This is a genomic window from Thermodesulfobacteriota bacterium (assembly GCA_040756475.1).
Classification (GTDB): domain Bacteria; phylum Desulfobacterota; class Deferrisomatia; order Deferrisomatales; family JACRMM01; genus JBFLZB01.
Genome location: JBFLZB010000010.1, coordinates 14,215 through 28,295 on the forward strand (window position 1 = coordinate 14,215; position 14,081 = coordinate 28,295).

Annotated in this window: 11 protein-coding genes; 9 read left to right on the forward strand and 2 right to left on the reverse strand. The window is 70.7% G+C overall.

Translation table 11 applies throughout. The features are described from left to right. From AB1578_02755 to nadC, 3 genes are all read left to right on the forward strand, one after another. Window positions 1-736: hypothetical protein (locus AB1578_02755; GenBank protein MEW6486816.1), on the forward strand; the 736-nt coding region annotated here is incomplete at its 5' end. 118 nt (window positions 737-854) lie between these two features. Then, the gene (locus tag AB1578_02760; protein MEW6486817.1) at window positions 855-3,551 is read left to right on the forward strand and encodes a valine--tRNA ligase; all 2,697 of its coding nucleotides are present in this window, start codon (window positions 855-857) and stop codon (window positions 3,549-3,551) included. 14 nt (window positions 3,552-3,565) lie between these two features. Then, complete coding sequence (nadC, locus tag AB1578_02765) at window positions 3,566-4,408, forward strand: carboxylating nicotinate-nucleotide diphosphorylase (protein MEW6486818.1); 843 nt, start codon at window positions 3,566-3,568, stop codon at window positions 4,406-4,408. Between the two features lie 261 nt (window positions 4,409-4,669). Here the strand turns inward: nadC and AB1578_02770 are convergent, their stop codons facing one another. Then, window positions 4,670-6,766, reverse strand: a complete 2,097-nt coding sequence (locus AB1578_02770; protein ID MEW6486819.1) for a glutamine synthetase III — start codon at window positions 6,764-6,766, stop codon at window positions 4,670-4,672. 368 nt (window positions 6,767-7,134) lie between these two features. Between AB1578_02770 and AB1578_02775 the strand changes: the two genes are divergently transcribed. The 5 genes from AB1578_02775 to AB1578_02795 all read left to right on the forward strand — a co-directional run bounded on the left by AB1578_02775 (window position 7,135) and on the right by AB1578_02795 (window position 11,839). Beyond that, window positions 7,135-7,320: a 4Fe-4S binding protein gene (locus AB1578_02775; protein ID MEW6486820.1), complete on the forward strand. Its 186-nt coding sequence runs from the start codon at window positions 7,135-7,137 to the stop codon at window positions 7,318-7,320. A gap of 36 nt (window positions 7,321-7,356) precedes the next feature. Further along, complete coding sequence (locus AB1578_02780; GenBank protein ID MEW6486821.1) at window positions 7,357-7,539, forward strand: tautomerase family protein; 183 nt, start codon at window positions 7,357-7,359, stop codon at window positions 7,537-7,539. 17 nt (window positions 7,540-7,556) lie between these two features. Beyond that, complete coding sequence (locus AB1578_02785; GenBank protein ID MEW6486822.1) at window positions 7,557-7,721, forward strand: hypothetical protein; 165 nt, start codon at window positions 7,557-7,559, stop codon at window positions 7,719-7,721. Between the two features lie 57 nt (window positions 7,722-7,778). Next, window positions 7,779-9,563, forward strand: a complete 1,785-nt coding sequence (locus tag AB1578_02790) for a chloride channel protein (protein ID MEW6486823.1) — start codon at window positions 7,779-7,781, stop codon at window positions 9,561-9,563. A gap of 71 nt (window positions 9,564-9,634) precedes the next feature. After that, window positions 9,635-11,839 (forward strand): UvrD-helicase domain-containing protein, encoded by a 2,205-nt coding sequence (locus AB1578_02795; GenBank protein ID MEW6486824.1) that lies wholly within the window; start codon window positions 9,635-9,637, stop codon window positions 11,837-11,839. Window positions 11,840-11,849: 10 nt separating this feature from the next. Here the strand turns inward: AB1578_02795 and AB1578_02800 are convergent, their stop codons facing one another. Further along, entirely contained in the window at window positions 11,850-12,317 is a 468-nt protein-coding gene (locus tag AB1578_02800; GenBank protein MEW6486825.1) for an LEA type 2 family protein, read from the reverse strand. A gap of 225 nt (window positions 12,318-12,542) precedes the next feature. On the opposite strand from AB1578_02800, the gene traF reads away from it, so the two are divergent. Continuing rightward, on the forward strand, window positions 12,543-14,060 hold the full coding sequence (traF, locus tag AB1578_02805; GenBank protein MEW6486826.1) for a conjugal transfer protein TraF: 1,518 nt from the start codon (window positions 12,543-12,545) through the stop codon (window positions 14,058-14,060). The last annotated feature ends 21 nt before the right edge of the window (window positions 14,061-14,081 follow it).

The window sequence follows — 14,081 nt, forward strand, 5'->3', positions numbered from 1 at the left end:
GGCCCCGGCTGCGGGGCCGGAGGAGGAGCCGGAGCAGCCCGTGCCGGTCTTCGCCCTGGAGATGGAGCAGCCGGCGGCCCCAGGGGAGGGATCGGAGCCTTCCGGCGAGGGCGCCCGGACGCCGCTCTGGGCCGACCGACCCGGGGAACCCGAGGAGGCCCGGGCGCCGTCCGAGCCACTGGAGCTCGCGGAGCCTCCATCGTGGGAGGAGACTTCGGCAGCCGGGGGCGCCGTCTCCGGGCGGGAGCGGGAGGACCTCTTCCCCGAGGAGCCCGCGGCGGCTCCGACGGAGCCCATCGAGCTCCTGGCCGAGACCCGGGCCCGGGCTGACGAGCGGGAGACCTGGGGCGTCGAGCCGGCCGAGGTTGCCGGCGCTCCCTGGCCCGAGGAGCCTTCCCTGTCCTTCGCCGAGGGACGAGGGGAAGAACGGGTTGCAGAACGGGCCGAAGCACGGATCGAGGGCGAGGCGTGGGCGGAGCCCCGGCCCGCGCCCCCTGCCGAAGCGGCCTGGGATCGGGTGGCCCTCGAGCCGGAGGACGTGGCCACCCAGGTGGCCGCCGGCGCCGGAGAAGCGGTGCGCCGGGCCCTCTTGGAGAGCCTCTCCCCCGACAAGCTCACTCCGCTGGTGGCGGCCACCGTGGAGCGGGTGGTGTGGGAGGTGGTCCCCCAGCTCGCCGAGCGCCTGATCCGGGAAGCCATCGAGAAGCTTCAGGGCGAGCCGCCGGACGAAGCATAGGGCATAGGGCATGCTCCCTGCCCTCCGCTCTTGCACCTAGTCCGGCCGGTCCGTAGACTGGCGTCCCTTTGTTGACGCCAGGCCGGCGCCCGCAGGCGCCCGGTTCCGAGGACCCACCATGAGCGATTCCTCCCCCTGCGACCGGCCGGCCGAGCTCGGTTCCTACGATCCCCATCCCATCGAAGAGAAGTGGTACGCGCGCTGGGTGTCGGCCGGCGTCTTCCACGCCGACCCGGCCTCCCCCAAGCCCCCCTACGCCATCGTGATCCCCCCGCCCAACGTCACGGGCAACCTCCACATGGGGCACGCCCTGAACAACACCCTCCAGGACGTGCTCATCCGCTACAAGCGCATGGACGGGTTCGAGGCCCTGTGGATGCCCGGCACCGACCATGCGGGGATCGCCACCCAGAATGTGGTGGAGCGGATGCTGGCCCAGGAGGGGACCTCGCGCGAGGCCCTGGGCCGCGAGGCCTTCGTGGCCCGGGTGTGGAAGTGGCGGGAGGAGTCCGGCGGCACCATCATCCGCCAGCTCCGGCGCCTGGGAGCCTCCTGCGACTGGGAGCGGGAGCGCTTCACCATGGACGAGGGCCTGTCCCGGGCCGTGCGCGAGGTCTTCTGCCGTCTCTACGACGAGGGCCTCATCTACCGGGGGGACTACATCACCAACTGGTGCCCCCGCTGCCACACGGCGCTCTCGGATCTGGAGGTGGAGCACGAAGACGCCCAGGGCCGCCTGTGGCACCTGCGCTACCCCTTCGCCGACGGCTCGGGGGAGGTCGCGGTGGCCACTACCCGCCCGGAGACCATGCTCGGCGACACGGCGGTGGCGGTGCACCCCGAGGACGAGCGCTACCGCGGGCAGGTGGGCAAGACCCTGGTGCTGCCCCTGGTGGGGAGGGAGATCCCGCTCCTGGCCGACGCCGCGGTGGACCCCTCCTTCGGCACGGGGGCCGTGAAGGTCACTCCGGCCCACGACCCCACGGACTTCGCCATCGGCCTGCGTCACGATCTGCCCCAGGTGGCGGTCATCGGCAAGGATGGGGCCATGACCCCCGAGGCCGGGGCGGCCTACGCGGGGCTCGACCGGTACGAGGCTCGAAAGAAGGTCCTGGCCGACCTGGAGGCCGCGGGCGCGCTCCTTCGCGAGGAGCCCCACGCCCACGCCGTGGGGCACTGCTACCGGTGCCACACCGCCATCGAGCCCCTGGTCTCGCGCCAGTGGTTCGTGCGGGTGCAGACGCTGGCCGAGGCGGCGCTCGCGGCGGTGCGCGACGGGCGCACCCGCATCGTCCCTTCCCAATGGGAGAAGACCTACTTCCACTGGATGGAGAACATCCGCGACTGGTGCATCTCGCGTCAGATCTGGTGGGGCCACCGTATTCCGGCCTTCACGTGCCGGGCCTGCGGGGCCCTGTCCGTGGTCCAGGACGATCCGGCCGCGTGCCCCCGCTGCGGGTCTCTGGAGATCGAGCAGGAAACCGACGTCCTCGACACCTGGTTCTCGTCGGCGCTGTGGCCCTTCTCCACCATGGGGTGGCCCGACCGCACCCCCGAGCTCGTCAAGTTCTACCCCACGAGCGCCCTGGTCACAGGGTTCGACATCCTCTTCTTCTGGGTCGCCCGGATGATGATGATGGGGCTGAAGTTCATGGGAGAGGTGCCCTTCCGGGAGGTGTACATCCACGCCCTGGTCCGGGACGAGGCGGGGCAGAAGATGTCCAAGAGCAAGGGCAACGTCATCGACCCCCTGGAGGTGATCGATCGGCACGGCGCCGATGCCTTCCGCTTCACCCTGTGCGCCTTCGCGGCCCAGGGGCGCGACGTGCGCCTCTCCGCCGACCGGATCGAGGGGTACGCGCGCTTCGTCAACAAGGTCTGGAACGCGGCCAAGTTCGCCCTGATGAACGTGGCGGACCTGGATCCGAAGGCTCCCGAGGTGCCCTTCGGGGAGCTCCTGCCCCAGGACCGGTGGGTCCTCACCCGGCTTCGGGGGGCCGTTGCCGAGGTGCGCCGGGCGCTCGACGCCTACGAGTTCGACAAGGCGGCGGGGGCCGCGTACCAGTTCCTGTGGCGGGAGTTCTGCGACTGGTACATTGAGCTGGCCAAGCGGCCGCTCTACGGCGCCGGGGACTCCCGAGCCCGCCTGGGGACGCAGCAGACCCTGGTGCGGGCGCTCGACGCCATCTTCCGGCTGCTGCACCCCTTCATGCCGTTCGTCACCGAGGAGCTCTGGAGCCGGCTGCCCTGGCCCGGGTTCCTGGGGCAGCGGCCGGACTGCCTCGCCCGGGCCCCCTTTCCGCGCACGCAGGCCCTGCCCGCCGACGAGGCGGCCGCGGCCCGGGTGGAGCTCGTCCAGGCGGCGGTATCGGCGGTCCGAAACGTGCGGGGCGAGAGCAACGTGCCCCCCTCCCGGAAGATCACCGCCCTCTTCCAGGGGGAAGAGGCGGTGCTCGCGGTCCTTCGGGAGGAGCGAGAAGCGCTCTCGGCCCTGGCGGGGATCGGGGAGCTCGGGTTCTTCCCTGCGGATGCCCCCAAGCCGGAGAAGGCCGCCGTGGCCGTGGCTCCCGGCCTGGAGATCTTCCTGCCCCTGGCCGGCCTCCTGGACCTGGGGGAGGAGGAGCGGCGGCTGCGCAAGGAACTCGAGAAGGCCGAGGCCGAGTGGTCGAAGCTCGCGGCCAAGCTGGCGAACCCCCAGTTCGCAGACCGGGCCCCCCCCGCCGTGGTGGAGAAGGAAAAGGCCCGGGCGGCCGACGCCCAGGAGGCCCTCGCCAAGCTCCGGGCGAGCCTCGAGCGCGTCCTCTCGGCCGCGTGAGGAGCCCGGACGCCGTGGACTTTCCCCGCCTTGCCGCCGACCGGGTGCTCCGGGCCGCCCTGGAGGAAGACGTGGGCCCCGGGGACGTGACCACCCAGGCCGCGGTCCCCGCCGGCACCCGGACCCGGGCGGCGCTGATCGCCAAGGAGCCCCTGCGCCTGGCGGGCCTGCCCGGCTTCGTGCGGACCTTCGAGCTCCTGGAGGGGGGGGAGCTTCGCTGGGAGCTCCTCTGCCGGGAGGGAGAGGAGGTGGCCGCCGGCGCCCGGGTCCTGCGGGTGGAGGGGGACGCCCGGGTCCTCCTCACGGGGGAGCGCACGGCGCTCAACCTCCTCCAGCGCCTCTCGGGGATCGCCACCCTCACGGCCCGGTGGACCCGGCACCTGGCGGGCACCCGGGCGCGCCTGGTGGACACCCGCAAGACCACCCCGGGCCTGCGGGCCCTGGAGAAGTACGCGGTGCGGGTGGGGGGCGGGGCGAACCACCGCACGGGGCTCTTCGACGGGGTGCTCCTCAAGGAAAACCACCTTCGGGCCGCCGGGGGCATCGCCGCCGCGGTGGCGGGGGCCCGGCGCCGGGCGCCCCACACCCTGCGGATCGAGGTGGAGGTGACCAACCTCCAGGAGCTCCGCGAGGCCCTGGACGCGGGCGCCGACGCCGTGCTCCTGGACAACATGGGGCTCCCCGAGATGGCCGAGGCCGTGCGCCGGACCGGGGGCCGGGCGCTCCTGGAGGCCTCGGGGGGCGTCACCGAGGAGCGCCTGCGGGTCATCGCCGAGACGGGGGTTGATCTCATCTCCGCCGGTGCGCTCACCCACTCGGCCCGGGCCGTGGACCTCTCGTTGCTCTTCGAACCGTAGCGGGTCTATGCCTCGGGCCATCGAGCCGAGAGCGGGCCGGGGGCCTCCCCTACGGCGGCACAGGATCCCGCAAGCCTCCCGCCGGTCCGTGACAGCCGAGCGGGGAAGGGGAAGGGCATCCTGGGTCCGCTTGGGCATCGCCAAAACGGCCTGTGCCGCCTCCGGAGAGACCCCCGGCCCGCCCCGAAGCTTCCAAAAAAAAGAGGACCCCGGGCCAGGCCCGGGGTCCTCTGTCCGCTTCGCCGTGGGGCGAACGAGGGATCAGAGCTTGAAGAGGAGGTCGCTGTAGGTGGGGACCGGCCAGAGGTCGCTGGGCGCGATCTCCTCGAGGGCGTCGATGTCTGCCCGAAGGGCCGCGAGCGCCGGAACCACCTTGTCCCGGAAGGCGGCCGCCTGCTTCTCGGTCCCGTCGGCGCTCCGGGCCTTCTGGCCCTCCTTCTCCACCGTGGCGGCGCTCTTGGAGGCGGATTGGAGCAGCCCGCCCACCTGGGCGAGGAGGTCCTTCTGCACCCCTGCCTGGGCGCCGGCCGCCTGCACGGACTGGCCGAGCTCGGTCATGAAACGCACCACGGCCGGCACGTACTGGCGGCGGACCATGTGGAGCGCGGTCTGGGCCTCGATGTTGATGTGCTTGGCGTACTGCTCCACGTAGATGTCGTAGCGGGAGTGGAGCTCCTCCTTGCTCAGCACCTCGTATTTCTCGAAGAGCTTGACGGCCTTCTTCGTCACGAAGGCCTTGAGGGCGTCCACGGTGTTTCGCACGTTGGGCAGGCCGCGCTTTTCCGCCTCCACGACCCACTCTTCGGAGTAGTTGTTCCCGTTGAAGATGATGCGCCCGTGGGCGTTCATCGTCTCCTTGACGATGGCCAGGATCTCGGCGTTCACGTCCTTGGCCTTTTCCAGCCGGGTGGCGATTTCGTCCAGGGCCTCTGCCACGATGGTGTTGAGGGCCACGTTGGGGCCGGAGATGGACTGGGAGGAACCCACCATCCGGAACTCGAACTTGTTCCCCGTGAAGGCGAACGGCGAGGTGCGGTTGCGGTCGGTGTTGTCCTTGGGCAGATCGGGCATGGTGTCGACGCCGATCTTGAGGAAGGCGGCCGCTTTGCGGCCCGACTTCTCGCCCTTCGCGAGCTTGGTGAGGACCTCGGTGAGCTCTTCACCCAGGAACACCGAGATGATGGCCGGGGGCGCCTCGTTGGCACCCAGGCGGTGGTCGTTGCCGGAGCTGCCGCAGGTGGCGCGCATGATATCGGCGTGGGTGTCCACGGCCCTGAGGAGCGCACTCAGGAAGACCAGGAACTGGGCGTTCTCGTCCGGGGTCTGGCCGGGCTCCAGCAGATTCATGCCGGTGTCGGTGGAGAGCGACCAGTTGTTGTGCTTGCCCGAGCCGTTGATGCCCGCGTAGGGCTTCTCGTGGAGCAGGCACACCATGTCGTGGCGCAGGGCCACCTTCTGCATGGTTTCCATCACGAGCTGGTTGTGGTCGGCCGCGATGTTGGTGGTGGAGAACACCGGCGCCATCTCGTACTGGGCCGGAGCCACCTCGTTGTGCTTGGTCTTGGAGCTGATGCCCATCTTCCACAGCTCCACGTCGAGGTCGCGCATGTAGGCCGAGACCCGGTCCTTGATCGCCCCGAAGTACTGATCCTCGAGCTCCTGGCCCTTGGGTGCGGGGGCGCCGAAGATCGCCCGCCCGCACGTCATGAGATCCAGGCGCTTGAGGTAGTGCTCCTTCTCCACAAGGAAGTACTCTTGCTCGGGGCCCACGGTGGGGATCACCCGGGAGGCGGCGGTGTCGCCCAGGGCCCGGAGCACGCGCAGCGCCTGGTGGGAGACGGCCTTCATGGAGCGCAGGAGGGGGGTCTTCTTGTCCAGGGCCTCCCCCGTGTAGGAGTAGAAGGCGGTGGGGATGCACAGGGTGACGTTGCCGGCCGCATCCTCCTTGAGGAACGCAGGCGAGGTGCAGTCCCAGGCCGTGTAGCCCCGGGCCTCGAAGGTGGCCCGCAGGCCCCCGCTCGGAAACGACGAGGCGTCGGGCTCGCCCTGGATGAGCTGTTTGCCCGAAAACTCCATGATCACCCCCCCGTCGGGGGTGGGGGAGATGAAGGAGTCGTGCTTCTCGGCCGTGGAGCCGGTCAGGGGCTGGAACCAGTGGGTGTAGTGGGTCGCCCCCTTCTGGATCGCCCAGTCCTTCATGGCATTGGCGACCACGTCGGCCACCTCGGGCTTGAGGAAGATGCCCCGGTCCACGGTTTCCTTCAGGGCCCTGTAGGTCTCCTTCGGCAGCCGCTCCTTCATGGCCTTGTCGTTGAAGACGTTGGTTCCGAACAGCTCGGGTACCGCCAAGTGTGCCATGATCTGTGCCTCCCTCGTGCCGGTGCGGAGATCTCTCTGCGAGGACCTCGCGGTGTGGTGGGGGCGGGCCCAGGGGCCGCCCGTCTCGAGACAATTTTGTTTTCTGAGCGCCTGCCGTTCTACAAACTTGTCGGTCCCGCGTCCTGCCTGCCAAGACCCGGAAAGCGCTCGTGGGGCGCAAAACCTCGTGCCGGAGGTCCTGCGCCCCGGGCGCGAGGGGTCCCTTGCAAGGAGCGGACCTCCCCCGTCGGGTTCCTGCTGGGAATGGAGAATCGGGTGCCCTTCTCCCCTTTGCGGAGCGGCCGAGTCGGGTTAGGATTCCGCGGACAGTATGCTCCCCTTTGCAGGGCGGGAAAGGACGGTGTGCCGTGAAGATCATCGTGGACCCGAAGAAATGCCGCGGGGCGGGGGCCTGTGCCCAGGCCTGCCCCGAGAAGGCCATCACCCTGACGGACGGGGTGGCCCGGATCGACGAGAAGAAGTGCGACCTCGACGGGATCTGCATCGCCGCGTGTCCCCACGAGGCGCTGTCTCTTTTCGAGGACGAAGCATAGCGGAAACCTGTCGCCGAGCCGCTGGAGGAGACCATCATGCCCATCGTGAACATCGACTGGCTGGAAGGACGCACCGTAGAGCAGAAGCGGGTCATTTCGCGGAGGGTGACCGATGTGATCGTGGAGGTCTCGGGCTGCGCCCCCGAGGCGGTCACCGTGATCTTCACCGACCATCCCCGCCACGACATCGCCAAGGCGGGCAAGCTGCTCTCGGACTGACGGCGGGGACGGCTGCCGTGAAATCCTCTCGTGAGCGCACCTACACCTGCTCGGACTATCGTGAAGAGATGCGCCTGCTCGGGCTCCGGCGCCGCCTGGAACAGGAGGGCGTGAGCCGCGAGGAGCGGGTGCGCCTGCTCCAGGAGATCGAGCAGCTGGAACGGAACCTGGCGATGGGCTGACGCCGGGCGTATGATCCCCGCCGCCCCCTCCGCTTCCGCTCCCCACGAGGATTGCCGTTGACCGCGACCCCCGGCCCGCCCCTGCGGGCCCGCGCCGAAGCCTGGCTGCGCGGCGCCAGGCCCAGCGAGAACACGGCGCTCCTGGCCATGGCGGTGGCCGTGGGGCTCCTGGGCGGGGTGGGCAACCTCGTCTTCCGCCGGCTCATCGACCTCTTCCACTTCCTGATCTTCCAGGAAGGCGGGCGCCTCCTCGGGGTGGAGGCGGGTTTCCCGGCGGTGCTCCTCCTGCCGCTCCTGCCCATGGCGGGGGCGGCGCTCCTGGTGCCCCTGGATCTCCTCTTTCCCGGGGAGGTCCGGGGCTACGGCCTGCCCCGCTTTCTGGAGGCGGTGAACCTCAAGGGGGCCGTCTTCCGGGCCCGCGCCCTGGTGGGGAAGTCCCTGGCGGCAGCGGTGACCATCGGCACCGGGGGCTCCGCCGGCATGGAGGGCCCCATCGCGGCGATCGGCGGGGCCATCGGCTCCCTGCTGGGGCAGGCCCTGCGGGTGGGGCACGAGCGCCTGCGCACCCTGGTGGCCTGCGGCGTGGCCGCGGGAGTGGGGGGGACCTTCAACGCCCCCATCGCCGGGGTCTTCTTCGCCCAGGAGATCGTGCTCCTGCGCTCCTTCGAGGCCACGAGCTTCACGCCCATCGTCATCAGCTCCGCCATCGGCACCCTGGTGACCCGCGCGGTGGAGGGGAACTTCCCCGCCTTCGCGGTGCCCCACTACGCCCTCCAGAGCCCCTGGGAAGTGGTCTTCTACGCCGTGCTCGGGGTGCTCGTGGGCCTCGCGGCGGTCCACTTCATCCGCAGCTTCTACGCCCTGGCGGATCGGTTCGCGGCCTGGCGCGCTCCCGCACGCCTCAAGCCCCTGGCCGGGGCCTTCGCAACGGGGGCCCTGGGGATCGCGCTCCCCCAGGTGCTCGGCAACGGCTACGAGCACGTGGAGCTCGCCCTGGCGGGGCAGATGGGGGGGTGGCTCCTGCTCCTCGTGGCCGCCGCCAAGGTCTACGCCACGGGGCTCACCCTGGGGTCGGGAAACGCGGGGGGCGTCTTCGCCCCGAGCCTCTTCGTGGGAGCGATGCTCGGCGGCGCCTACGGGACCCTCGTCACCGCCCTCTTCCCCGGAATCTCCGCGGGGGCCGGGGCCTACGCCCTGGTGGGGATGGGTGGCTTCCTCGCCGCGGCTACTCACGCTCCCATGACCGCGATCTTCCTCATCTTCGAGATGACCCACGAGTACTCCGTCATCCTGCCCATCATGGTCTGCTGCGTCATCGGGTACACGGTGTCGCGCTACTTCCAGCGTGACTCCATCGACACCCTGGAGCTCGCCCGCCGGGGCATCCGGCTGGAGGAGGGCCGGGAGGTGAGCGTGCTCCAGTCCATCCGGGCCGGCGACGTGATGAACCCCGGTGTGGAGGTCATTCCCGAGGGGATGCACCTCAAGGAGATCCTCCAGTTCATCCCCCGCTCCCGCCACATGACCTTCCCCGTGGTGGACGCCGGCGGACGGATGACGGGGATCCTGAGCCTCCAGGACTTTCGGGAGATCGCCTACGAAGAGGGGCTCGAGGACTTGGTGGTGGCCGGGGAGCTCGCCACCCGGGAGGTCATCGCCGTCTTCCCCGACGAGAGCCTGCGGGACGCCCTGGGGAAGATCGGGGTGCGCAACTTCGAGCACCTGCCCGTGGTGAGCCGGGAGGACCCCCGGCAGGTGCTCGGCATGCTGTCCCGCCGCGACATCGTCACCGCCTACAACAAGGCCCTCATCGACCGGAGCCTCCGGCCCGGGGAGGGGTAGGGAAGCGGCGGTCGGCGTTCAGCGTTCAGCCAAGGCGGCCCACCGCCCATGCGTGCCACGAGGATACCCAGGTGCACCTGACAACCGCCGAGGATCTCCAGCACCAGCTCAACCCCGCCCAGTGGGAGGCGGTCTCCCACCCGGGGGGGCCGCTCCTCATCCTGGCGGGAGCCGGGAGCGGCAAGACCCGGGTGCTCACCTTCCGGATCGCGTATCTCGTGTCCTTCGCCGGGGTCGACCCCCGGGCGATCCTGGCGCTCACCTTCACCAACAAGGCGGCCCGGGAGATGCGCCGGCGGGTGGAGGCACTCCTGGGAAGCCAGTCCGCCGGCGCGTGGGTGGGCACCTTCCACGGCACCTGTCTGAAGATCCTCCGGAGCCACGGCCACCTCCTCCCCGTGGGGCCGGACTTTGCGGTGTACGACGGGGACGACCAGAAGAAGCTCGCCCAGGCCGTGGTCGCAGACCTCAACCTCGACCCCAAGCGCCACCCGCCCGCCGCGTTCCTCCACCAGGTGCACCGGGCCAAGGACGAGGGAAAGGGCCCCGGGGAGATCGAGGTGCCTTCCCGCGCCCCGGGCGCCCGGGCCTTCCTGGACTTCTACGCCCTCTACCAGGACCGCCTTCGGGAGGGCCGGGCCCTGGACTTCGGCGATCTCCTCCTGGAGACGCTGCGCCTGTTCCGGGCCCACCCTGAGGTAGCCGACCACTATCGGCGGCGCTTCGCCCACCTGCTCATCGACGAGTACCAGGACACCAACCGGGTCCAGTACCGGCTGGCCCGGGAGATCGCCTCGGGCCACGGCAACCTCTGCGTGGTGGGCGACGACGACCAGTCCATCTATGGGTGGCGGGGGGCGGATCTGCGCAACATCCTCTCCTTCGAGGAGGACTTCCCGGGCGCCCGGATCGTGAAGCTCGAGCAGAACTACCGCAGCACCCGGGCCATCCTCGAGGCGGCCTCCTCCGTGGTCTCCAAGAACGTTTCCCGCCACCCCAAGACCCTCTGGACCGGCCGGGAGGGGGGCGAGCCCGTGGCGGTCCACGAGGCCGCCACCGAGGAGGAGGAGGCCGCCTGGGTGGCCGACACCATCCGGGAGGCCGCGGCCCGGGGCCTGCACCCCTCGGACGTGGCCGTCCTCTACCGGATGCACGCCCTCTCGCGCCCCTTCGAGGAGGCGTTCCTGCGCCGGCGCATCCCCTACGTGGTCTACGGGGGACTTCGCTTCTACGACCGGCGGGAGGTGAAGGACGCCCTGGCCTACCTGCGGCTCGTGCTCAACCCCGACGACCCGGTCGCCTTCCACCGGGTGGTGAACACCCCCCCCCGGGGGATCGGCCGCACCACCGTGGAGCTGGTGGAGGGGCTCGCCCGCCGCGAGGGGATCGGCCTGGGCGCGGCCCTGGAGCGGGCGGTGGAGGCCGGAGTGCTCCCCACCCGGGGCGCCCGGGCGGCCGCCGGCTTCGCCGCGCTCCTGCGCGGCTGGCGGGAGGCCGCGGCCACCGCCACAGTGCGGGAGCTCCTGGCCCGGATCCTGGAGGAGTCGGGGTACGGCGACTATCTCCACACGGAAGGCCCCGAGCAGGCCGAGGAGCGCCTGGAGAACCTGGCCGAGCTCCTCAACGCGGCCGAGGCGTTCGAGGCCGAGGGCGAGGGGGGGCTTCGGGCGTTCCTGGACCGGGCGGCCCTGGTCACCGACCAGGACGTGGGGCCCGACCGGGCCGACGTGGTCACCCTCATGACCCTGCACTCCGCCAAGGGCCTCGAGTACCCGGTGGTGTTCCTGACGGGCCTGGAGGAGGGGGTCTTTCCCCACCACCGCAGCTCCGACTCCCCCGGGGAGCTCGAGGAGGAGCGGCGCCTGTGCTACGTGGGAATCACCCGGGCCCGGGACCGCCTCTACCTCACCCGGGCCCGGGTGCGCCGGGTCTACGGGGCCGAAGGGTACCTGCGGCCCCCGAGCCGCTTCCTGGAGGAGCTGCCCGAGGGGGTGTACCGGCGCCCGCCCCGGCCGGACCTTCCGCTTTGGGCGCAGCCGATCTCCGCTCCCCTGAGGGCCCCGGAGGGGGGAGGAGGCCGCTATCTTGTCCCCGAGCCCGGGGAGGAGTCCTTCCGCTCGGGCATGGGGGTGCGCCACCCGCGCTATGGCGCGGGGACGGTGACCGCCGTGGAGGGGCGGGGTCCTATGGCCAAGGTGGCGGTACGCTTCTCCGGAGGGGAAACGAGGAAGTTCGTGGCCTCCCTGGCGGGGCTCGAGGTGGCGGTGGACGACTGATCGGCCCGGCTCAGAGCTGGGCGGGGACGAGAGAGACCTCGCCGGCGTAGTCGAAGGGGAGCCTGCCGTGGCCGCGCAGGGCCACGTGGCCTCGGAGCTGGTAGCGAAAGCTCTGGGCCTGGTTGCGCTCGAGCTCGGTGAGCTGCCGGAAGAGGCCGATGATCGTGCTCGTAGCCTCCACCTGCATCGCGGCGGTGCCGTAGGCGGGAATGGTCACCGCCCGGTTGGTCACGCCGGTGGCGAAGCGCTGGCCGTTGAGGAGGAGCTCGCACGCCATCCCCTCTAGGGCCAGGTCGAAGGCGTTCGGGTTCTGGAGCTGGAAGTCCAGGACGTAGTGCTGGGCGAAGAGGGTTGCCCCCGAGAGGCGAAGGTCCGTCAGCACCAGGGAGGGGGGCTCCGGGCGGGCGCCGAGTCCTGCGCAGGAGGCCAGGAGCAGGAGGAGCAGCCCGGAGAGGAGGCGTGCGCCCGAAGTCGTCATGGGCGCCAGTATGCCCACCGCCCCGGGGGCGCGCAAGGCGGGCGCCGCTCACGATTCACCGCGCGGACTTCCCTCCCCCCTCGATTTCCCCGTTTCCCGTCTCATGTCTGCCGAGGCTCCTGCCGATCCTTGGGCCCGACGCGATCCGTGTTTCCTCGGGCCGGCAGGCGTCCCCGGCCACGAGCCCGGGCGGTTTTCGCCCCCAGCGAAGGCAAGGAGGCAAGCATGCACCCAGTCGCCAAATCCCTGTCGGCGGTCGCCCTGCTGGCGTCTTCCGCCCTCCTCCTTCCGGGGTGGGCCGGGGCGCTCGACACGTTCCTGGTGGGGCCCCGGGCCATGGGGATGGGGGGGGCGACCATCGCGTCCGCCACGGACACGACGGCCCAGTACTACAACCCGGCGGCCTTTGGCTTCTTCGCCTGCCGAACGGCCTCCGGCGGCCGCATCGCCTGCGACAACAACGACATGGGCCGAAAGACCTGGGGCGTCGACCTCAACGCCAGCGGCGGATACCGCCTGCACAACGAGTTCGGCGTGTTCCTGGATGACCTGGTGGACATCGATTACGAAGACCTGAGCCGCCGGGGCGTGCGCAGCGAGTCCGACCTGCGCGAACTGATCGACCTGGTGAAGAACCTCGACGGGCTCGACGACCCAGGCAACGCCATCACCGCCGACGTCAACGCCGGCCTGGGCATCCGGGTGAAGAACTTCGGGGTGGGCGTACGCGGCTTCTTCCAGGCCACCGGCCAGGTGGTGGAGCTCGACCGGGAGAACCTGGGCATCGCGGCAGGAGATCTGGACGCCCAGATTGCCGCGGTCGCGGTGGCGGGCAACGACGGCGCCGTGCTCCTGCTGACGCCGGATCAGCAGGAGCAGCTCCGGGCGGCCGGCCTCAGCCAGGGCTCGATCCAAAAGATCGACTTCCTGGCCAGGGAACAGGGGGTCTCGCCGGCCCAGGTCGAGGGGATTACCGACCTCCTGGCCACGGTGACCGCCCAGTCGGGCGGGGTCGGCCTCGGGGGCACCCTGGACGACAACACCACCACGGTGGTGCTGCGCGGGTTCGCCGTGGCGGAGATCCCGGTCACCTACGGCTACGCCCTCAACGACCACTGGTCGGTCGGCGGAAACCTCAAGCTCATGCGCGGCCGGGTGTACGCCACCGAGATCCTCGTGTTCGACGCCGATTCGGAAGACGTGTTGCGCGACGCGGACAAGCACTACCGGGAGACCACCACCTTCGGCATCGACCTGGGCGTGATGGGTCGATACCGCATGGTGAACTTCGGGGTGGTGGGCCGAAACCTCAACACTCCCAAGTTCGACGGCCCCACCCGGACCACGGAGCTGCCCGGAGGGCCGCGCACCACCCGGTTCCCCGACGTGAAGATCAAGCCCCAGTTTGCCGCCGGCGTCGCCTTCATCCCCTTCGAGACCCTGACCCTCGAGGTGGACTGCGACCTCACGGCCAACGAGACGACCCTGCCCGGCTACAAGACGCGAAACCTCTCGGCTGGCCTGGAGTGGGACGCCTTCCGGTTCCTGGCGCTACGGGCCGGCGCGCGGAAGAACCTGGCGGAGAGCGACATCGGGGTGGTGTACACGGCGGGGCTCGGGCTCAATCTCTGGGCGGCCCGCCTGGACGTGGCCGGGGCGTTCGCGGCGAAGAGGGAAGAGTTCGACGGCAAGAACACCCCCACGGAAGCCCGCCTGGCCGCCCAGTTCAGCGTGGACTTCTAGGGAGGCCGCCGGGCCCCCCCG

What these genes read in the sequence shown, in the direction of transcription:
- AB1578_02780 (MEW6486821.1), top strand. Translation starts at nt 7,357, where the DNA reads ATGCCCATCGTGAACATCGACTGGCTGGAAGGACGCACCGTAGAGCAG.
- AB1578_02800 (MEW6486825.1), bottom strand. Translation starts at nt 12,317, where the DNA reads ATGACGACTTCGGGCGCACGCCTCCTCTCCGGGCTGCTCCTCCTGCTC.
- AB1578_02760 (MEW6486817.1), top strand. Translation starts at nt 855, where the DNA reads ATGAGCGATTCCTCCCCCTGCGACCGGCCGGCCGAGCTCGGTTCCTAC.
- traF (MEW6486826.1), top strand. Translation starts at nt 12,543, where the DNA reads ATGCACCCAGTCGCCAAATCCCTGTCGGCGGTCGCCCTGCTGGCGTCT.
- AB1578_02770 (MEW6486819.1), bottom strand. Translation starts at nt 6,766, where the DNA reads ATGGCACACTTGGCGGTACCCGAGCTGTTCGGAACCAACGTCTTCAAC.